Origin of the sequence: Shimia abyssi (assembly GCF_003014475.1) — a bacterium.
Lineage (GTDB): Bacteria > Pseudomonadota > Alphaproteobacteria > Rhodobacterales > Rhodobacteraceae > Shimia > Shimia abyssi.
Genome location: NZ_PYGJ01000002.1, coordinates 209,502 through 228,367, shown reverse-complemented (window position 1 = coordinate 228,367; position 18,866 = coordinate 209,502). Strand labels below are relative to the sequence as shown.

The window sequence follows — 18,866 nt, the reverse complement described above, 5'->3', positions numbered from 1 at the left end:
CTGCGCGGCCTCGGCGTCCCTCGATCTGGGCGGAAACTACCGTCCCTACCATCGAGTCCACGTCACGCCGATGATCCTTGAGGACTGGTGCGGAACCGGAGTTGAGCCGACCTAGCTCAACTTCGCTCGGATCGTGGCCTAAGACCTCGTAGGCCGGTCCTTGAGGGCCATCCCTCAAGACCGGGATTTCACTTCAAAAGGATAGGTGAACCAATCGCTCGCCTTCCTCCACCTTGGCCTCGGCTTCAATCTCAGGGCCAAAGGAAGGGGTATTTGTGTTTTGGAAACGCTCGTATTGCATGGGTCAGGCATCCTTTCGCAAGGAGCCGAGACTGGCCTCGATACAGTTGGCGACCTCGGCAATTGCGGCCGGGCAGAAACCAAACATGGGAGCGTGTGACTGTTCGGCAGTGGCGACAAAGTGCTTCAGTCGAGCGTCGCTTTCACCAACGATACTCCGCGCCCCATGTTTATCGAGCCGGTAAACTACCAGGGCGCGAGAACCTCGAGTAAGAGCGGCCTCGATTTTGTCCGGCGCGTCGCGAAGCAAGTCCAAGGCAGTTTGGGTTTCAAGCCCAGCGTTATAGACCTCATGCGTCAGAACCATGAGGCAAGCGGCAACGACATGTGCGCGTTCGATTTGCTTGGGTAGGGCTGTGTCAGTGGTCTCGCAATCTTGCATCGGACCAATCTCTTTTTTTTAGGAATGTTGGAAGGCGGGGAAGTGGGTGAATTGGGAACCCGCTACCGTGCGCATCCAGCCGTATTGGTTCGGAAGCGACTTATGCTTCGGCTTCGTGGGGTCGGCAAAGAACTCTTCAACGGAACCGTATGCCTCAAGAACCCGCTTAAGTGTGATCGGGTTCAGTAAGATGTTCTCAAGTTTCGTGATCCAGCGAAGGTTTTCCGGGCGATTATTCATTCGGTTGGTGTCGATGTGATCGACAATGTGCTGGCTGGTAGCCACAAGGCTTCTCCGCGCAGGCCTTGGTCTCAACCAGATCGCAAATCACATGGGGTGGTCGCTTCGCTACGCAGCCGCCGTCATAGAACATTATGCCGCCGTTTCGCCTTCAGAGAGCGCGGAAGTTCTCGACTTACTGAAGCGCGAAAAGCAGCGTCGCGAGGGCAAAAATGTAAACGCAACTGTAAACGCCCCGTTAGGGGCACAAGAAGGAGATGGCTAAGTGCTTGACTTTAAATGGAGGCGAGTACCGGAATCGAACCGGTCTAGACGGATTTGCAATCCAGAAAGAGATAAAGCGAAAACAAGGGCTTAAGGGTGCAAAACACCCCCTGGCAAAAAGTGAACAAAAAGCGAAAGTTTCAAAGCCAAATTCGCCGGTTCAAAACGAAAAAGGCCCCGTCACAGCGGCAACTGTGAACCGGGGCCAAATAGAAAAAGCCTGTCAGCTTTCGGAAGACCTTAGCGCGGGCCAATGCCTTACCGCAAACGCTCAGTCAGCTTTTCCGCGGCCTCTGAACCGTGAGGTGGTCCAATGAGCTGGCGTATCGCAAATGAATGCGCTGAGCGTCGCTTCGGCAGCGCCGCGCGCAAGCAGATCATCATGTTCCTGGCTGATAAGGCGAGCGACGACGGCTCGGGCATATGGTGCTCCAAGGGGACGATCCAGCGCCACACAGAGCTTAGCGAAAGCACGGTGAAGCGTACAATCATCGACTTCCTGCGCGAAGGCATTTTGATCGAGACAGGGCGGCGGCACTGCAAGAATGGCTACACCGTCATTTACCGCATTGTTCTGGAGCGGGTGGCCGCGCTCGAACCCACGGCCGAGCCCGATATTGAGACGGGGGTCACTGTGAACCCCGTCCAGCCTGAACCCGGTACGGGGTCCACGGTGAACGGGGTACGGGGTTCACTGTGGACCCCAAACCATCCTAAAACCATCCATAAACCACCTACGCGCAAGCGCGAGGCGGCGGAGGAGGTTGAAGATTTTGAAGCTGAGAAGATCTTAGCAGCCTATCCCGAAGACAGGATCCGAGACCGGCGGACTACTCTGCGCTTGATCGCTGCGGCCCTGAAGGCAGGGCTGAAGCCCGATGATCTGAAACAGGCGGTCGAGGCCTATGCCAAGGAAAGTGAGGGCTACACGCGCAGCAAGGTCTGTTTCTCGGATAACTGGTTCAAGATGCGCCGGTGGGACAAGGGACTGGCCCAGATCCAGGCCGACCGCGAGAAGGCGCGAGAGGCTGAAGCCAAAGGCCGTGCGAGCCTTGCCGAGTGGATCCATGAGCGCCATCCCCTGTGCCGCCACATCACCAACCGGCAGATCGAGGATCTGATTGCGTCAAAGCTGGTGACGCTTGAGCAGGTGCGCGCGGCGGGGATGCAGGCGTGATTGTATTGGCGAAGTCTGGGAGGCAGCTTGCAACGCTGTTGAGGTTTATGATGCCTGGATCATACTGCGACTTTATGATTTGGAGATCATATTGACAATTTATGATCCAGGGGTCATATACAGTGGCAGGAGAACCGCCATGAAGCACCTCGTTCGTACATCAAAAAACTTGGGCCACGCAATTCGCCGGGCTCGGAAGGCCAAGAACCTAACCCAGAAGGAACTCGCCGCTATGAGCGGTGTCTGGCAGGAGACAATTTCCAAGATCGAGAACGGCAGCGGGGGCACAAAGCTGGAAACGTTATTCGATTTGATTGCGGCCTTGGACCTCGAGATCACGGTGGCCGAGCGCAGCAAAGGCACATCAGACGGGCTAGAGGACATTTTCTGACATGGGCCGCAAGCGCAGCTACACACCGCTGAACGTGTTCCTGAACTCGCGGCTCGTGGGCCAGCTGGTACGTGAGCCTTCAGGCGGCGTCAGTTTCGCCTATGCACGAGACTGGCTCGACTGGGAGCACCGGATGCCGGTGTCGTTGTCTTTGCCATTGCAGGAGAACCGGTACATCGGCGCACCTGTGATGGCCGTTTTTGACAACCTGTTGCCAGACAGTGACCTAATCCGTCGAAGGGTAGCAGAACGCGTCGGGGCCGAGGGCGTCGATGCCTTCAGCTTACTGTCACAAATTGGGCGAGACTGTATCGGCGCGCTTCAGTTTCTGCCCGACGGGCAAGAGCCACAGCCAATGTCCGAGTTGACTGGAGAAGTTGTGAATGAGGCTCAGATTGGGGCAATTTTGAGCGATCTTGATCTCGCGCCACTGGGCATTCGCCGCGAGAATGACTTCCGAATTTCCGTCGCGGGCGCGCAGGAAAAAACGGCGCTGCTTCGTAAAGGTGGCCAGTGGATTGAGCCAACCGGCACGACGCCAACCACGCACATCATCAAGCCGCAAATCGGCAGGCTGCCCAATGGCATGGATCTGTCTGACAGTGTAGAAAACGAATACCTTTGCCTGAAGATGATGGAAGCGTTTGGGCTTCGGGCTGCGAATGTTGAAATGGCTCAGTTTGGCGACAAGCAAGCCTTGGTGGTTGAGCGTTTTGATCGGCGCTGGACGTCTGATGGCCGCTTGATCCGTCTGCCGCAGGAGGATTGCTGTCAAGCATTGTCCGTTGTGCCTACCCAGAAGTACCAGAACGAGGGCGGCCCAGGAATCTCAGATATCATGGATCTATTGTTGGGAAGTGATGACCCCAACAAAGACCGGTACGATTTTTTCAAAGCGAATGTCCTGTTCTGGTTGCTGGGCGCGACAGACGGACATGGTAAAAACTTCAGCGTCAGCCTCTTACCCGGCGGTCGCTTTCGCATGACACCGCTTTACGACGTTTTGACGGTGCAGCCGACTGTCGATGCGCGACAGATCGAGCGAAAGTACTTCAAACTGGCCATGAATTTCGGCAACTCAAACCACTACAAGGTTTCGAATATCGTTGGTCGGCACATCGTGGAGACCGGAGTTCAATCCGGCTTATCCCGCGCTGTCGTACAGGGCCTATTCGAAGAACTGCAGGAGACTTCACAAGCGATCGTTGAGGCCACGTTCAATCAGCTTCCGGAGGGTTTCCCTGAGGCGTTGCTTTCTTCGATCGACGGCGCTCTGAAGGCTAGGTTGCACCTGCTGAACTAAAGCGGGTTGCGCCTGCCTGGTGCGAAAACGCGTCTATTCTGGTTCAAACGAAATCAGGTCAGGTTGGCGTGCCAAACTCAGATCCTCAACGCCGTGTTTCTGATTGCTGAACATAAGCGGACAGCCGTGCCGGACGCGGTGCAAGCCCCGCTTCAACAAGAAAATTCCCCTGCGCCAGCGCATTCCTCGCGACCCAATATTCCAGCTGACATCTCCTTGGTGCCCGCGTTGGTCGTGTTCATCGAAACACTCAAAATGAGGATCAAACAATGGCTACTCAAACTCTGAAACTGAACGTCAAATCCGGTGAAAAAGACGGCAAGAACTTCTGGGACCGCTGCGGCGTGCTCTTCGTCAACACCGACGACCGCGGCAACGTCACGTCGATCAACGTCAAACACAGCATGTTCCCCGACGTCGAAATGGTCGCCTTCCCACGCCGCGATGACGATCCAGTTGCCGAGTGACCGGTGCGCCGGGGCGGGTTTTCCGCCCCGGAAAAACCGAAGCTGAGTGTGGATCGCTGCCAATTGGACTTCAACAAGTATCCGATGTCGCATCGGCGCAACTCCTATAGACCGGACCTTCGCTACAAGTGCGAAATCGGCAGTTGGCGGAACTGGTGCTCTGCGGGACGAAGTTACCGTTCGCTGAGCTCGAACCAATAGCTACGCTTGATTGCGCACGGGTCAAAGTGATCCAGCGCTCCAACGTCTTCTTTCTTGGTCGAAGTTGCTTTGTCCGACGCTGCCTCGGCGACCGCCGGTTTGCGGTGCGAGCAAACATTTATTGCGAGAAGCAATTAATTGCGTTACGCATTTAATAGGCTGATTCGACCATTGCCTTACAAACTGAATACTCTCCAGGGAGGAGAACATGACTAAGAACCTTCTAAAGACCCTGCTTGCGACGGCTGCTTTGCTGCCACTCGCTGGCGCGGCAATCGCAGATAGCCATTCCCGCACTGATCTGGTGATCGCGGATCTTGGCCAACCTGAAACTAACCCTTGGGTTATCAATCGCCATCGATTTGAACGTTGCGTCGCTGACGCACTTGGTGTGGAACTGAGAGAGTTCGATGACCAAAACTCTGAGGAACAACATGTCTCGCAGGCCGAATCTATCATGGCGAGCCAGCCGGACGGGTTGATCTTCAACCCCCTGACTGCGCCTGCGGGTATCCAGGTTGCACGCCTTCTCGAAGACAATGACATTCCTGGCATTGCTGTTGGCCGTCTGGTCGTCTCCAGCTACGACGATGACTACGAAGGCGAAGATTTCATTGCCCAAGTCACACAAAACAACGCCACCTGGGGTGAAGCCATGGGCCGAGCGACCGTTGAGCTTGGTTACGAGAAAGTGGCCATGATCTGGACCCAGAAGGGCAACATTTCTGCGACCGAGATCTGGGAAGGTGTTGCCCGTGAACTCGAAGCCGGTGGCGTCGAAGTTGTGGCAGAAGCATGGGATGTGCTGAGCCGTGAAAACGGCCAAAAATATGCCGAACAATACATCGCCCGCTTCGCCCTAGGGGAAGTGGACGCCTTTATCGTGATTGGCGCGGTTGCCGGTCTGGGCAGCAAATTCGCTATCGATCAGGCCGGGCGCGACGATATTGCCGTCATCACCACGGACATTGACGAACAGGTCGCTCAGTTCATTGCCGAAGGCGAGCTTGAATTCTCGATCGGCGGTCACTGGATGGTTGGCGGCTTCGGGTTGATCCAGCTCTACGACTACCTGCATGGTCATCCGATCGAGGACACGCAGCCGAAGGTCGGCTTGATCCCGGTCACCTCGGACAATGTGGAAACCTATGCAAACGGTTTGCTGAACGGATGTATTCTGTCGCCGGAGACTGTGCGCAGCCTCAGCAAAGTTCATAATCCGGACGCTGATCTGGTGGGCTTCATCAACAACTGGCAGGAAAACTGGCGGGACTACGTGCAATAACCTCTCCCATGCACGAGGCACTCCCGACTCGGTTGGTCGGGGGTGCTTACCATTCAACATATTTCTTTGAGGTCTGCGATGAGACTATTCGGCTATGCTCCTGAACGAGGTGCCGCTGCTGGCGATACCATGCCATTTTACCATGATGGAAAATGGCACCTGTTCTTTTCCCAGCCCCCCGTCGGCGCATGGGAATATGTAGAGCGCGCCCGCGTCTCAACGGCCTATTTGCAATCAGACGATCTGGTGAGCTGGACGGTTATGCCCGACGCGTTCGGCCCCGGCGCGCATGGTGAATGTGATGGTGATGGCATTTGGACCGGCTCGGTGATTGAGTACGAAGGCGTCTTTCACTTCTTTTACACGGGCTACAATCGCCAGTCCGCCTCGCCGCAGAGCATTTGCAAGGCGACATCCACCGATATGAAAACCTGGGACAAATCAGGCGGCAACCCCCTGATCTTGCCCGATCCGCGTTGGTATGAAACCGTCGATTGGCGCGATCCGTTCGTCTACCGTGATGAAGAAGCGGGTTGCTTCAAGATGCTGATTTCAGCGCGCCTGAAAGACGGGCCACAGTTTCGTCGCGGCTGTGTAGCGGTTGCCACCTCCAACGACCTGGAACACTGGGAAGTTGGTCCGCCGCTGGCCTCGTCCATGCTGACCCATTGCCCGGAATGCCCCGAAATCTTCAAGCTTGGGGATTGGTGGTATCTGGTTGAAAGCCGTTACTCTGAGCGGATGCAGACACTTTACCGTGTGGCAAGATCTCCCGAAGGGCCTTGGGAAAGCCGCAAGCTCGATAGTCTTGATGGGCGCCGCTTCTATGCAGCTAAATCTGCCAGCGACGGCGAACGTCGGTTCAGTTTCGCGTGGATTCCGTTCCGCAAACACCACGGCCCCAAGCGCAGCTGGGTCTGGGGCGGCGAACTGGGCAGTCCGCGTGAACTGGCCGCGCTGCCTGACGGAACGCTGGTCAGCCGTCTGCCTCAGGAAGTGGATGACAGCTATGATACATCTGTCGAGCACCAGCTTCGCCCCATGCTGGGCGATTGGGCTGGCGGATATAGCCCACAATGTGACGCCACCGGCAGCTATGCCTATGCGTTTCTGGATGGACCAGATCGGGATGACGTGCTTCTGGATGTCGTCATTGAACCCGCCGCCAACACTGAAGCTGTCGGTGTTCTGATCGAACCGCGCGGCGGTGATCACCTCGACAGTGGTTACAGCCTTGCCATCGAGCCGATGAAGGAACGCGTGGTTTTTGATCGCTGGCCTGCCGCCATGGATCCCCTCTGGGATAGTCTGGTTCTGAATGAACGGCACGGTATCGAAGTCAGCCAGGAGATCGACAGCCCGTTGGTGGAGCGGCCACTGGCCTTTACGCCCGAAGATAGGCGGTACCGCGTTCAAATCCTGCGAAACGGATCTGCTATCGAGTGCTTTGTTGCCGGGCAGGTTGTCGCCTCGTTCCGGGTTTACGACATCTCAAACACCGACGCCTGCGGACTGTTTGTGCAGGAAGGTTCTGCGACATTTCATGACCTGAATTTCCGAAAGTGAAGCCAAACACATGCCCTTGATAACTCTCCGACAACTCCTCGATCATGCCGCTGAGCACGGCTATGGCGTGCCAGCTTTCAACATTTCGAATATGGAACAGGGTCTGGCGATCATGAACGCGGCGCGCGCCTGTGACGCGCCAGTGATCCTTCAGGCCAGCCTGAATGTGCGCAACGTCTATGCTGGTGACAGGATGATTGTCGGGATCGTAGAGGCACTGGCCGAGATGTACCCCGACAATCCCATCTGCCTGCACCAGGATCATGGCCATAATGAACAGGCCTGCGTGAGTGCAATCGGCGCGGGATTTACCTCGGCCATGATGGACGGCTCGTTGATGGGTGATGGTAAGACGCCTGCTGACTACGAACACAACGTCGATATCACCGGTCGGGTGGCGCAGATAGCCCACTGGATTGGAGCGTCAATTGAAGGTGAGCTTGGCGTGCTTGGCTCACTGGAGACAGGCGAAGCCGGACAAGAAGACGGATCAGGCGCGGAAGGCAAGATGGATCGAGATCAGCTTTTGACTGATCCGGACGAGGCCGCTGCGTTTGTTAAGGCGACCAAAGTTGACGCTTTGGCGATTGCATGTGGGACGTCTCACGGCGCTTACAAGTTCACCCGTGCCCCTGATGGCGACATTCTGTCGATGACCCAGATTGAAGCGATCCACAAACGCTTGCCTGAAACGCACTTGGTGATGCACGGATCCAGTTCCGTTCCACAGTATTTGCAAGACGTGATCAATGCATATGGCGGCGAGATGCCGCAAACATGGGGTGTACCCGTAGAAGAGATTGAACGCGGCATCAAGCATGGCGTGCGCAAGGTCAATATTGATACGGACTGTCGAATGGCGATGTCCGGGGCGATGCGCCGATTTGCTATTGAAAACCCCCAAGCCTTTGACCCGCGCGCCTTCATTCTGGCGGCGATGGCAGAACTTGAGACGCTGGTTCGAGATCGGTTTGAACGGTTTGGAGCCGCCGGACAGGCGCGCAAGATCAAGCCGATTTCGGTGGCCGATATGGCCAAGCGTTATGCGGAGGGCGTGCTTGATCCGCGTGTTGCCGCGGCTTGACCCGCGCGTTGTTCATAGGTCGGTCCGTGCTGGACATCATCGCCCTGGTTGAGGATTTTCCTGGCCCGGACGGCAAAGCTAAAGCGATGGCAAATGATCTGATACCCGGTGGATCGTCACTGAACGCGGCTATGGTGTTTTCTTATCTTGGTGGCAATGCAACCTTGGCTACCTCTATGGGTGCAAAGGGGATTGTTCGAGACTTTGTGACCGATGACTTGAACACCTACGGTGTCGATCTGTGTGACATTTGCGATGACTCTGACTACCAGATCCCCCTGTCGACGGTCGTTTCGACACGCAGCCTCGGTGCCCGAATGATCGTCAACGGTGCACAGGATGATTGCAGCCGTCTAAAGGACGGACGCGATTTGTTCGCCAGCAACATTGACCTGATCCAGCTAGACCAATACGAACGCCCCTTTGTCGAGCAAAACTTCGACAACATCCGAGCCTTTGATGGCCCGGTCATATTGGACGGTGGAAGTTGGAAAGACTGGTCGCCTGATTTTCTTCGGCTTGCCGATGTGCCCGTCGTTTCGGAAGTATTTTTGCCTGAGGGACCGCGCGCATTCGCTGAAATGTGTAACGATCTCGGGATATCGCGTTGGGCCATAACGCGCGGGGCAAATGGCGTCATTTGGCAGGACGGCGGCACATCTGGCGAAATTTCGGCGGTGGAGGTTGCCGCCGTGGATACCATGGGTGCTGGTGATATCTTTCACGGCGCGTTTTGCCATGCATACGCCGAAACCGGTGAATTTGTTGCGGCCTTAGATGGTGCCAACCGGATCGCCGCGAAATCTTGCGAATTTGCCGGCACTCGGAGCTGGATGCGTGCCTAAGACCATTCGTACATATGATGTATTGTTACAGACCGTTTTGGATCAATTTGGCCGCAAGGGCGCGCCATTCCTGATCGGGATTGCGGGGCCGCCTGCGACCGGCAAGTCCACCCTTGCAGAGCGATTGGTCGGCGATCTTAATGCCGCTGGGGAACAAGCTTGCTTTTGTCCCATGGACGGGTTCCACCTGACAAATGTGCAACTGGACTCTTTGGGGCTACGCCCCGCGAAAGGCCGAATTGATACGTTCGATGCTGACGCCTTTGTCGCAGCGGTTCAGCGATTGGCGGCCAGAACCTCTCTTTGGTGGCCGGTGTACTCACGCCAAAGGCATGACCCCATACCTGAAGGGACCAGAATTTCCGGGACCGAGGGCGTCTACGTTGTCGAAGGAAACTACGTGCTTTCTAAGACCGAACCTTGGCGGGCCGCGGGCGACGCGTTCAACCTGTCCATCTTTGTTGATACGCCGGATGAGGTGCTCCGCCAGAGACTTATGGTGCGGCACCAAAGAAGCGGGCGGTCGCAAAGTGAAGCGCTAGAAAAAATTAATCGCACCGATATGCCAAATGCTCGGATCATCAGGAATGATCGGCAGCGCGAGGACATCCTGTTCTATGAGCACGCAGATGATTGATCCCGGCTATCAATTCATTGTCGTCTGCAAGCAATTCCCACTATGCTGGAAATATCAGCAACTTGGAGGGTGCGAGCAATGAGGGCGACACAAAAAGGATTGTCGATTGAAGGCGTACAGGGCCACAATCGACAGGTCATATTGAAAGCACTTCACGACCTCGGGACATGTTCGCGCAAGGACATCAGCGTCGTTTCAGGACTTGACCAAGCGACGGTCACGCGCGCCATTGGCCCGCTACTTGATGACGGAATTGTTGAAGAAGTGGGCCTCGTCAAAGGGGGGCGCGGCAGGCGGTCGATCAACCTCGATTTCTCCGCGGGCGGGCGGCATATCCTGTGCTTGCGATTGCAAAGACGCAGCTTCTCAATCGCGGGCTTTAACCTGCGCGGAGAACCCGTTGAGCCAGAAGAGTTCCCCATTCCACGGGGACAGCCTGCAGCAAGCACATTCAGCGATATTGCGGATGCGTTGGAACGGCGGGTCGCAGGCTTGCAGCAGATTGATGGTATCGGCATTGCGGTTCCAGGGCCATTCCTTGAACGCGATGAGCGTGTCATTCTGATAACTGAAAGTCCCGAATGGCAGGGTTTTGATCTGATCCCTGAGCTTCGGGCGCGTTTCCCCAACATACCATTGCATTCCACACACGACGCGAAGGCAGCCGCGCTCACCGAGTGGCGCCACACCGCACACAAAAATGGGGCGAAAGTCTTGCTTTATGTCTCCGCTGGGCAAGGCATCGGCTCAGCCCTCGTTGTTGGCGGCGAAGTTTACCGAGGCGCGCTCGGCCTGGCGGGTGAGATGGGTCATATGTCAATCAAAGTCGATGGACCGCAGTGCAAATGCGGAAATACCGGCTGCCTTGAGATATTCGCGTCTCGAATTGCGCTACTGCGTGCCATTCGTGAACGAGCAACGGCCCGTTTAACCACAGAAGCCACATTCTCGGACGTGGTCGCGGCCTATGCAGATAGCGACCCGGTAGCGACGGAAGAAGTTAACAAGGTCGCGCGATACCTCGCCCAGGGCATCACCAACTGCATTAATTTCGCCAACCCCGATCTGATCGTAATTGGCGACGAATATGCGCTGTTGGGAGAGCCATTTCTGGACGCAATCAAACGCCAAGTGGAAAAGGCGGTCCTTCCGAGCGTGTACCGCTCAGTTGTGATCGAACTCAGCAACCTGACAGAGGACACCGTTCTCAAAGGCACATTTTTGGATGTGTTTTCACAGACCTATTTGGGGTCAGCGCGAGAAACTCAAGACAAGGCTACCAACGATACGGGGTGACAGGGAGAATGGAAATGAATGGATCAGGCGCGGAACCGCTTTTGACGGTTGAGCACGTCACGAAATCCTTCGGCGGCGTGCAGGCGATGCGGGACGGGTCATTCGACCTCAAGCGCGGCGAAGTTGTCGCAATCGTTGGCGGAAACGGGGCCGGAAAATCGACCTTGGCCAAGATCGTGTCTGGCGCGCATGTGCCAGATAGCGGGCGCATATGCATCAAGGGCGTCGAGGTATCACGGGCGGACCACAGCGTGTCTCACATGCAGGCCTGCGGGATAGAGGTCGTTTATCAGGACCTTGCGCTGGTTCCCAACATGACTGCCCCCTACAATCTGTTTCTCGGCCGTATTCCCCGAAAGTGGGGGCTGTTTGTTGACGAAAAAAAGATGCGTAAGAAGACGCGAGAGGTGCTCGAGCAACTCAACGTCACCACGGTTCAGGACCTGTCGCAGCCAATTTCATCAATGTCAGGTGGGCAGCAGCAAAGCATCGCCATCGGTCGCGCGATTGCCTGGGGGAGCGACATTGTTATTCTGGATGAACCGACCGCCGCCCTTGGCCCGAACGAGACCGCCGAGGTTGAGCGGCTGGTCGAAGATGTCCGTGATCAACATGGCACGTCATTTATCCTGATCAGTCACAATCTCGACCAGGTGCGTCGTCTGGCAGACCGGATCATTGTCACCCATCACGGTGTCACATCGCGCGAGTTCAAGCGCGACGAAATCACATCAGATCGGCTCGTCAAAGCCATCACCTTAGGCGAATGAGGAGAAACGCCATGTCCGATACAGCTACAGCCCAGCCTTTCCTCACGCCCGAAAGGGTCGAAAAGTTGCGCGATTATGTGCCCTTCATCGCCATCGCGCTGGTTATCCTGATGTTCTGGGCCATCTCTGGCGACCGATTCATGTCTGTCCGCAACTGGACCTTCATCGCCCAACAAACGCCTGTTCTTCTACTTCTGGCCTTTGCCCAGTTGATGATCGTCACAACCGGATCAATTGATATTTCCATCGGCTCCAGCCTTGCCTTTTCGGCCTTTCTCGGCGCTTTGGGAATGCTGTGGTTCGGAGACGTTGGCCTGATCCTTGGTATCCTGGCAGGCGGTTTCGTCGGTATGGTCAACGGCTGTATCATTTCGCTTCTGAAGATCCCGTCCTTTGTCACCACATTGGCCATGCTGATCATCGTGCGCGCGCTGGTCATCATCATGTCCGACGGAACCTCGATTTACATCACGGCCGATAGCGGCGCCTCCGGAGGCAACATTTCCTCCGTCGCGGCACCCTGGTTGTTATCGATGGGCAAGTTCCCGGCGATCTTCATCATCGCCGCCATCGTCGCCTTTGGCATGTGGGTATTTTACGAGAAAACCGTCTTCGGCCAGCAGCTTCGCGCCGTCGGCGGCAACGAAAAAGTGCTGCGCCTCGTCGGCATCAACGTCACTACCTTTAAGATCAAAGTTTTCGCCGCCGCAGGGCTGATGGTTGGTCTCGCGGCTTGCGTCAATCTTGCGCGCGCCGGGGCGGCTACCCCCCAGGCCGGAATGATGATGGAACTCGACGCCATCGCTGCCGTTGCCCTGGGCGGCACGCCCCTGACCGGCGGTTACGGCAGCGTTGTCAAAACGATAATTGGTGCTTTGACACTGACAATCGTTCGAAACGGACTGACAATTGCGGGAGTTCCGCCGTCCTGGAGTCAAGTTGCCCTAGGCCTGCTGCTGATCGCCGCTATCGCGATTTCTCTAAACCGCAGCAAGATTGAAGTGGTGAAGTGACCGCGACCGACAGTCTGGCGAGGCCGCCTGAGATGTAGATCGCGATTCCGAGGAGGTGGACTTCAGAGTTGCTGGTCCGACGACAACGGCGTGTAACCGATTGTTTCAGCAGAAACTGAAACCCGAAACCTTGGATAGAGGCGAAAGTTGATCGAGCATTCTGTCGCCTCTATCGTAACAGGAGTCCAACTTTCCGTTTTCCGAAACCTTAAAGCGACGCCCCGATGAACATGTTTGAGTTACGAACGCCCTTTTTTCTTTCGCTATGGCGGCGGGTCGCAGTCTCGCTTTTGTGCTTTGGATGGTCAATTTTGGAGCTTGTGAACGGAAACTTGTTTTGGGCGATGCTGTTTGGTGCGGCTGGGGCAACCGCGACGTGGCAGTTTTTTCTTTCTGGCTGGCCAGAGAGGGAGACTGATAGGGGCGGGTCCAGTTGAGTGCTGAATTGGCGGTAACGGTTTTTGCTCGGTTTGTTCGAATATTGACCCTTCACTGCGTCTTGCCTGAACTGGCACAATGCGGGACTTTTCCGCCGTTGCCCTTCCGGGTGTTTGCTGACACAGCATCTGCTCGCAGGCGCGGCACGCTATTTGTTGCATCGCAGACGACTTTCTGTTTGGGGACATTCATCGGTGTGCAACTCGGTTAAACCAGTATAATTCAGCAACCTTAGAAGCCGGTAGTCGTTTAGAACTCTTTGGAAAGTGACATGATCGTTTCGGTGCGCTTGACGCCATCGATTTTATAGATCTGCTCCAACATGAAATTCAGACGCGGCTTTTCGATTGGCTTGATGAGCAGCGCGAAGTCGTGGTCTCCTATGACTCTTAGACAGCTTGCAACTTCTGGCATGCTCGCAAACTCGCGTGCCGCTGCTTCTCCCTTACTGCGGATCTCCATACTTATCAGGACAATTGCGCCTAGGCCGCCTGTTTCAACAGTCGAGGGTTCCTTGATGGTGTATCCTAGAATTTGCTGCGTTTGCTCTAGTTTCGTTAGCCGTGCTTGCACCGCTGTACGGGAGCGTCCCACCTTCCTGGCCAGTTCAGTGATTGGAGTACGCGAGTCCCGGCGCAGCGTCTCAAGAATTTGCTCGTCGATCTCATCACGCATTTTTCAAGCCGTTCCCGGAAAGCAGATTGTCTACGTTATAGGCAGATTGCCTATGATTTCAATCGTTTTAACAGGCGACAAAGCTAGCGGTATTGACGGACATTTCTGTTATGGAAAACGCAGCTCTGTTCAATTCGATTTCGTCCCGTGCGCAGGCTTTGGAAGCCTCTAAGATCCGTGAGGTTGCGGAACTTGGAATGAAGCAGGGAGGTGTCCTGCCGCTCTGGTTCGGAGAGGGAGCCTGGCCGACCAATCCGCTGATCGTGGATGCGGCAGTTTCCTCGCTCAAGGTCGGCAATCACATGTACCAGCCGAATAATGGCGCGATGCCGCTGCGGCGGGCGATTTGCACCTACAGCAACGACCTATTGGGCAGCCGCCTGAAGCCGGCGCAGATCACAGTAACTCCTTCCGGTATGCAAGGCCTCATGCTGACTGCGGAGTTTCTTGTAACACCCGGCGACCGGGTTGTCGCAGTGGAGCCGGGCTGGCCAAACATCATCGGTGCTTTCAAAGCAACTGGTGCAGAGATCGCAAGCGTATCAATTGCGCCGAAGGAGGCTCACTGGGCGCTGGACGTGGAAGAGTTAATCGCAGCGCTGACCCCGGGCACCAAGGCAGTAGTGATCAATTCGCCCAACAATCCTACTGGCTGGACTATGCCGGTTGAGGAGCAGCGTCGGGTTCTGGAACATTGCCGTCGGCATGGCATCTGGATCGTTGCTGATGATGTCTATACACGGCTCTACCGCCACGGTCGGCATGCGCCGTCATTCCTGTCTATTGCGGAGCCTGAGGATCTGCTGATCTCCGTCAATTCATTTTCAAAGTGCTGGTCGATGACCGGATGGCGGCTCGGCTGGATTACGGCGCCAGCCGTGTTCGAGGCTAAGCTGGGTCAGCTGACCGAGTTCAACACGTCCTGCACAGCCGGCTTTGTCCAGGAAGCGGGCATTGTCGCGTTACGCGACGGTGAGGAAGAAATTGCCAGCCTACTGAGCAAGATCCAGGCTGGGTACGAAATCACGGCAGAACGCCTCAACGCTTTTTCGCGGGTGGAGTTCATTGAGCCTGATGGTGCTTTCTACTGCTTCTTCCGAGTTGACGGGCTGACTGACAGCTTCGCTGCGGCTGGTGAAATCCTTGAGCAGACCAAGGTCGGGCTAGCGCCGGGCGTGGCGTTCGGTCCGCAGGGAGAAGGTTATTTGCGGCTCTGCTACGCGCAGCCGGCAGAAGTGCTGGAAGAGGCCTTCAAGCGGCTCGAGCCGTTCCTCTCGAAGTGATGCCTCAATATCGGGGAGGAAAGACATGACGTATCAACTCAGCCTTGAGGGTAAAACCGCGCTGATTACTGCCGCTGGGCAGGGTATCGGGCGTGCCAGCGCCGAGGCCTTTGCCCAGGCTGGCGCCTCGGTCATTGCCACAGACATCAATGAGACTTCGCTAGCTGAGCTCAATGCGATTGACGGCATTACCGCATGGAAACTGGATGCAACCGATCCCGAAGACATCAAGCGGGTACTGCCTGAAGCTGGTAGGCTGGATGTGCTGTTCAATTGCGCTGGATTTGTCCATACCGGCAGCATCCTGGATAGCACCGAGGAAGATTGGGACTTTGCCTTCGATCTGAATGCCAAGGCCATGTACCGCCTGTGTAAGGCAGTCCTTCCGGGCATGCTTGAACAGGGCAAGGGGTCGATCATCAACATGTCCTCGGTGGCATCCTCCTTGAAGGGCGTTCCAAACCGCTTTGTTTATTGCGCGTCCAAGGCAGCGGTCATCGGCATGACCAAGGCGATCGCTGCTGACTACGTAACCCAAGGCATCCGTTGCAATGCGATCTGCCCTGGCACCGTAGATAGCCCATCGCTGCACGACCGGTTGCGGGCCACGGGCGATTACGAGGCGGCGCGGGAGCAATTCATCGCGCGCCAGCCTATGGGGCGCGTTGGCGATGCAGACGAAATTGCAGCGCTTGCAGTTTACCTTGCCTCGGATGCCAGCGGATTCACCACGGGCCAGGCCCATATCATCGACGGCGGCTGGGCCCTCTGAACGGAGACTATCATGAAACTTTTGCGTTATGGCCCGAAAGGGCACGAAAAACCCGGTATCGTCGACGCTGACGGTGTTGTCCGCGATCTGTCCGGCTTGGTGGATGACATTGCCGGTGAGGTTCTGACGGATCAAGGCCTGGCCGGCATTGCCGAAGCTGACCTGTCGTCGCTGCCTGCCGTTGAGGTCGACCGTTATGGGCCCTGCGTCGGCGGTGTTGGCAAGTTCATCTGTATTGGGCTCAATTACTCCGACCATGCCGAGGAAAGTGGGCTGGAGGTGCCGCCGGAGCCGGTGATCTTTGCCAAGGCGACTTCGGCAATTTGCGGTCCCAACGACACGGTAGAAATCCCCCGCGGCTCGAAGGCCACCGACTGGGAAGTTGAACTGGGCGTCGTAATTGGCAAAGAGGCAAAATATGTCGATGAGGCAGAAGCTCTCGAACATGTTGCGGGCTACTGCGTGATCAACGACATTTCCGAACGTGATTTCCAGAACAAGCGCGCAGGGCAGTGGACCAAGGGCAAATCTGCCGACACGTTCGGTCCTATTGGACCTTGGCTGGTGACCCGCGACGAGGTTTCTGACCCGCAGAATCTGCCGATGTATCTGGAAGTGAACGGAGAGCGCCGCCAGGACGGAAGCACGAACACAATGGTGTTCGGGGTGGCTCACATCGTCTCTTACCTGTCACAGTTCATGAGCCTGCAGCCAGGCGACATCATCTCCACCGGCACACCTCCGGGTGTGGGCATGGGGATCAAGCCTGAGCCCGTATACCTTAAGGCGGGCGACAAGATGGAACTCGGCATCGAAGGCCTGGGCGTGCAGCGCCAGGACGTTGTGCAGTGCTGACCTTCTCCCCGGCGCCAGGCCGTTCACCCCATTGGCGCTGTTCCTGGGCCAGCTATATTGGTTGCCCGGTCCATCTTTTCCCGAGGCCTACATCCATATCGGTCTCAAAAGGCAAGCCCAGTGAATGAAGGCTGCCTGTAGCCGTGATTTTCATCAGGAGGACAAAGTGATGGAAAACCAAGTTGCAATCGTAACCGGCGGTGCGCAGGGAATAGGCCTGGCTGCGGCTCGGCTTCTGATCGAAAAAGGTGCGAAGGTCGTCAGCTGGGACATTGATGCAAGCAACGGGGACGCAATGGCTGCTCTGGGCGGCAATGCTTTCGCGGTGGACTGCGATATCACCGATCTGTCTTCGGTGGAAGCGGCCTACAAGCGTACTTGCGAGGCAGCGGGAATTCCTTCGATTTTGATCAACAGTGCTGGGATCGCAGGTCCCAACGAACCGCTGGACACCTACGATCCCGAAGCTTGGCGCAAGATCATCGACATTAACCTGAACGGCACATTCTATGTGAACCGCGTCTGCGTTCCTGGAATGCGAGAGCAAGGCTATGGACGCATCCTGAATGTCGCGTCCATCGCAGGCAAAGACGGCAATCCTAATGCTTCCGCCTATTCGGCTTCCAAGGCCGCGGTGATCGGCTTGACTAAGTCCTTGGGCAAGGAACTGGCTGGCTACGATATTGCAGTAAACTGCGTGACGCCGGCTGCGGCCCGGACCCGGATTTTCGACCAGATGAGCCAGGAGCACATTGACTATATGCTTTCCAAAATCCCTCGTGGCCGGTTCCTGGAGGTCGAAGAGGCCGCGAAGATGATCGTTTGGGCGGTTTCACCTGAAAACTCCTTCACCACTGGAGCTGTATTCGATCTGTCTGGCGGCCGGGCCACCTACTAACTCTTGTAAATTAAGTCACTTGGAGGAAAACCCATGACAGATAATGACAAAAAAGCCGCTCTCACCGAACGCCTTGCAAAATGCTACAGCGGTGCAGTTTATGACGCCCTGCGCGAGAGAGGGATAGACAATACTGTTCTGCCCAAAGACATCCGGCCGATTGACGATACTCATGTTCTTGCTGGTCCCGTTTTCACAATTTCAGGAACACCAAAACCTGGGATTAGTGCTGATGATGCTCTGCTGGCTTGGACGGGTTTCCTTTCAACAGCGCCGTCTGGCCATGTCGTAGTTTGCAATGGCCACACTGACGACATCGCGATGATGGGGGAACTGTCTGCCGAGACGCTCCAGATGCGCGGTGTGCGCGGATATGTGACCAATGGCGGGTGTCGGGACAGCAATTTCATTCGTAACATCGGTTTCCCCGTTTTCCATCGCTTCTACACCGCCCGCGATGTGGTGGGCGCATGGTCGGTCGACAAAATGGAAGTCCCTGTGCAGATCGGTGACGTTGTCGTTAAGCCCGGGGATTTTCTGATTGCCGACATTGATGGGGCCATCCTTATCCCAGGTGAAATCGCAGAAGAGATCGTGGTTGAGGTCGAGGAAGTGATGAACACCGAGAACAAGGTCCGCTCGGCTATCCGTAGCGGGACGGATCCGAAAGAAGCCTACCTGACCTACGGGCGCTTCTGAGCGGTCAAACTGGCGTAACAGCACT

General features: G+C 56.1%; 20 protein-coding genes. 17 read left to right on the top strand and 3 right to left on the bottom strand.

Annotated elements, in window-relative coordinates:
* Positions 1–304: 304 nt before the first annotated feature.
* On the bottom strand, positions 305–682 hold the full coding sequence (locus CLV88_RS05140) for a hypothetical protein (RefSeq protein ID WP_106607307.1): 378 nt from the start codon (positions 680–682) through the stop codon (positions 305–307).
* Positions 683–700: 18 nt separating this feature from the next.
* Positions 701–967, bottom strand: coding sequence for an HNH endonuclease signature motif containing protein (locus CLV88_RS05135; RefSeq protein WP_207797019.1), 267 nt, complete (start codon positions 965–967; stop codon positions 701–703).
* Positions 968–1,499: 532 nt separating this feature from the next.
* Between CLV88_RS05135 and CLV88_RS05120 the strand changes: the two genes are divergently transcribed.
* The 12 genes from CLV88_RS05120 (at position 1,500) to CLV88_RS05060 (ending at position 13,221) form a co-directional block, all read left to right on the top strand.
* Positions 1,500–2,363: a hypothetical protein gene (locus tag CLV88_RS05120; RefSeq protein WP_106607304.1), complete on the top strand. Its 864-nt coding sequence runs from the start codon at positions 1,500–1,502 to the stop codon at positions 2,361–2,363.
* Between the two features lie 139 nt (positions 2,364–2,502).
* On the top strand, positions 2,503–2,754 hold the full coding sequence (locus CLV88_RS05115) for a helix-turn-helix domain-containing protein (protein ID WP_106607303.1): 252 nt from the start codon (positions 2,503–2,505) through the stop codon (positions 2,752–2,754).
* 1 nt (position 2,755) lies between these two features.
* A complete protein-coding gene (locus CLV88_RS05110; RefSeq protein WP_106607302.1) occupies positions 2,756–4,057 on the top strand; it encodes a type II toxin-antitoxin system HipA family toxin in 1,302 nt (433 codons plus the stop codon).
* A 269-nt stretch (positions 4,058–4,326) separates the two neighbouring features.
* The gene (locus tag CLV88_RS05100) at positions 4,327–4,524 is read left to right on the top strand and encodes a hypothetical protein (protein WP_106607300.1); all 198 of its coding nucleotides are present in this window, start codon (positions 4,327–4,329) and stop codon (positions 4,522–4,524) included.
* A 409-nt stretch (positions 4,525–4,933) separates the two neighbouring features.
* A complete protein-coding gene (locus tag CLV88_RS05095) occupies positions 4,934–6,010 on the top strand; it encodes a sugar ABC transporter substrate-binding protein (RefSeq protein ID WP_106607299.1) in 1,077 nt (358 codons plus the stop codon).
* Between the two features lie 78 nt (positions 6,011–6,088).
* The gene (locus CLV88_RS05090; RefSeq protein ID WP_106607298.1) at positions 6,089–7,576 is read left to right on the top strand and encodes a family 43 glycosylhydrolase; all 1,488 of its coding nucleotides are present in this window, start codon (positions 6,089–6,091) and stop codon (positions 7,574–7,576) included.
* Positions 7,577–7,586: 10 nt separating this feature from the next.
* A complete protein-coding gene (gene fba / locus CLV88_RS05085) occupies positions 7,587–8,660 on the top strand; it encodes a class II fructose-bisphosphate aldolase (protein WP_106607297.1) in 1,074 nt (357 codons plus the stop codon).
* A 26-nt stretch (positions 8,661–8,686) separates the two neighbouring features.
* Positions 8,687–9,505: a PfkB family carbohydrate kinase gene (locus CLV88_RS05080; RefSeq protein ID WP_207797018.1), complete on the top strand. Its 819-nt coding sequence runs from the start codon at positions 8,687–8,689 to the stop codon at positions 9,503–9,505.
* On the top strand, positions 9,498–10,142 hold the full coding sequence (locus CLV88_RS05075; protein ID WP_165798814.1) for a nucleoside/nucleotide kinase family protein: 645 nt from the start codon (positions 9,498–9,500) through the stop codon (positions 10,140–10,142). Before CLV88_RS05080 ends, CLV88_RS05075 begins: the two co-directional genes overlap by 8 nt.
* A gap of 78 nt (positions 10,143–10,220) precedes the next feature.
* Complete coding sequence (locus CLV88_RS05070) at positions 10,221–11,438, top strand: ROK family transcriptional regulator (RefSeq protein WP_106607294.1); 1,218 nt, start codon at positions 10,221–10,223, stop codon at positions 11,436–11,438.
* A gap of 14 nt (positions 11,439–11,452) precedes the next feature.
* A complete protein-coding gene (locus CLV88_RS05065; protein WP_106607293.1) occupies positions 11,453–12,208 on the top strand; it encodes an ATP-binding cassette domain-containing protein in 756 nt (251 codons plus the stop codon).
* An 11-nt stretch (positions 12,209–12,219) separates the two neighbouring features.
* Positions 12,220–13,221 (top strand): ABC transporter permease, encoded by a 1,002-nt coding sequence (locus CLV88_RS05060; RefSeq protein ID WP_106607292.1) that lies wholly within the window; start codon positions 12,220–12,222, stop codon positions 13,219–13,221.
* A 687-nt stretch (positions 13,222–13,908) separates the two neighbouring features.
* Here the strand turns inward: CLV88_RS05060 and CLV88_RS05055 are convergent.
* Positions 13,909–14,334, bottom strand: a complete 426-nt coding sequence (locus CLV88_RS05055) for an Lrp/AsnC family transcriptional regulator (protein WP_106607291.1) — start codon at positions 14,332–14,334, stop codon at positions 13,909–13,911.
* Positions 14,335–14,444: 110 nt separating this feature from the next.
* Here CLV88_RS05055 and CLV88_RS05050 point away from each other — a divergent pair, with 110 nt between their 5' ends.
* From CLV88_RS05050 to CLV88_RS05030, 5 genes are all read left to right on the top strand, one after another.
* On the top strand, positions 14,445–15,617 hold the full coding sequence (locus CLV88_RS05050) for a pyridoxal phosphate-dependent aminotransferase (RefSeq protein WP_106607290.1): 1,173 nt from the start codon (positions 14,445–14,447) through the stop codon (positions 15,615–15,617).
* 25 nt (positions 15,618–15,642) lie between these two features.
* The gene (locus CLV88_RS05045; RefSeq protein WP_106607289.1) at positions 15,643–16,389 is read left to right on the top strand and encodes an SDR family oxidoreductase; all 747 of its coding nucleotides are present in this window, start codon (positions 15,643–15,645) and stop codon (positions 16,387–16,389) included.
* A 12-nt stretch (positions 16,390–16,401) separates the two neighbouring features.
* On the top strand, positions 16,402–17,244 hold the full coding sequence (locus tag CLV88_RS05040; RefSeq protein ID WP_106607288.1) for a fumarylacetoacetate hydrolase family protein: 843 nt from the start codon (positions 16,402–16,404) through the stop codon (positions 17,242–17,244).
* A 169-nt stretch (positions 17,245–17,413) separates the two neighbouring features.
* On the top strand, positions 17,414–18,142 hold the full coding sequence (locus CLV88_RS05035; protein ID WP_106607586.1) for an SDR family NAD(P)-dependent oxidoreductase: 729 nt from the start codon (positions 17,414–17,416) through the stop codon (positions 18,140–18,142).
* A 33-nt stretch (positions 18,143–18,175) separates the two neighbouring features.
* On the top strand, positions 18,176–18,841 hold the full coding sequence (locus CLV88_RS05030) for an RraA family protein (protein WP_106607287.1): 666 nt from the start codon (positions 18,176–18,178) through the stop codon (positions 18,839–18,841).
* Positions 18,842–18,866: the final 25 nt, after the last annotated feature.

What these genes read in the sequence shown, in the direction of transcription:
- CLV88_RS05140 (WP_106607307.1), bottom strand. Translation starts at nt 682, where the DNA reads ATGCAAGATTGCGAGACCACTGACACAGCCCTACCCAAGCAAATCGAA.
- CLV88_RS05120 (WP_106607304.1), top strand. Translation starts at nt 1,500, where the DNA reads ATGAGCTGGCGTATCGCAAATGAATGCGCTGAGCGTCGCTTCGGCAGC.
- CLV88_RS05115 (WP_106607303.1), top strand. Translation starts at nt 2,503, where the DNA reads ATGAAGCACCTCGTTCGTACATCAAAAAACTTGGGCCACGCAATTCGC.
- CLV88_RS05110 (WP_106607302.1), top strand. Translation starts at nt 2,756, where the DNA reads ATGGGCCGCAAGCGCAGCTACACACCGCTGAACGTGTTCCTGAACTCG.
- CLV88_RS05100 (WP_106607300.1), top strand. Translation starts at nt 4,327, where the DNA reads ATGGCTACTCAAACTCTGAAACTGAACGTCAAATCCGGTGAAAAAGAC.
- CLV88_RS05095 (WP_106607299.1), top strand. Translation starts at nt 4,934, where the DNA reads ATGACTAAGAACCTTCTAAAGACCCTGCTTGCGACGGCTGCTTTGCTG.
- CLV88_RS05090 (WP_106607298.1), top strand. Translation starts at nt 6,089, where the DNA reads ATGAGACTATTCGGCTATGCTCCTGAACGAGGTGCCGCTGCTGGCGAT.
- fba (WP_106607297.1), top strand. Translation starts at nt 7,587, where the DNA reads ATGCCCTTGATAACTCTCCGACAACTCCTCGATCATGCCGCTGAGCAC.
- CLV88_RS05070 (WP_106607294.1), top strand. Translation starts at nt 10,221, where the DNA reads ATGAGGGCGACACAAAAAGGATTGTCGATTGAAGGCGTACAGGGCCAC.
- CLV88_RS05065 (WP_106607293.1), top strand. Translation starts at nt 11,453, where the DNA reads ATGAATGGATCAGGCGCGGAACCGCTTTTGACGGTTGAGCACGTCACG.
- CLV88_RS05060 (WP_106607292.1), top strand. Translation starts at nt 12,220, where the DNA reads ATGTCCGATACAGCTACAGCCCAGCCTTTCCTCACGCCCGAAAGGGTC.
- CLV88_RS05055 (WP_106607291.1), bottom strand. Translation starts at nt 14,334, where the DNA reads ATGCGTGATGAGATCGACGAGCAAATTCTTGAGACGCTGCGCCGGGAC.
- CLV88_RS05050 (WP_106607290.1), top strand. Translation starts at nt 14,445, where the DNA reads ATGGAAAACGCAGCTCTGTTCAATTCGATTTCGTCCCGTGCGCAGGCT.
- CLV88_RS05045 (WP_106607289.1), top strand. Translation starts at nt 15,643, where the DNA reads ATGACGTATCAACTCAGCCTTGAGGGTAAAACCGCGCTGATTACTGCC.
- CLV88_RS05040 (WP_106607288.1), top strand. Translation starts at nt 16,402, where the DNA reads ATGAAACTTTTGCGTTATGGCCCGAAAGGGCACGAAAAACCCGGTATC.
- CLV88_RS05035 (WP_106607586.1), top strand. Translation starts at nt 17,414, where the DNA reads ATGGAAAACCAAGTTGCAATCGTAACCGGCGGTGCGCAGGGAATAGGC.
- CLV88_RS05030 (WP_106607287.1), top strand. Translation starts at nt 18,176, where the DNA reads ATGACAGATAATGACAAAAAAGCCGCTCTCACCGAACGCCTTGCAAAA.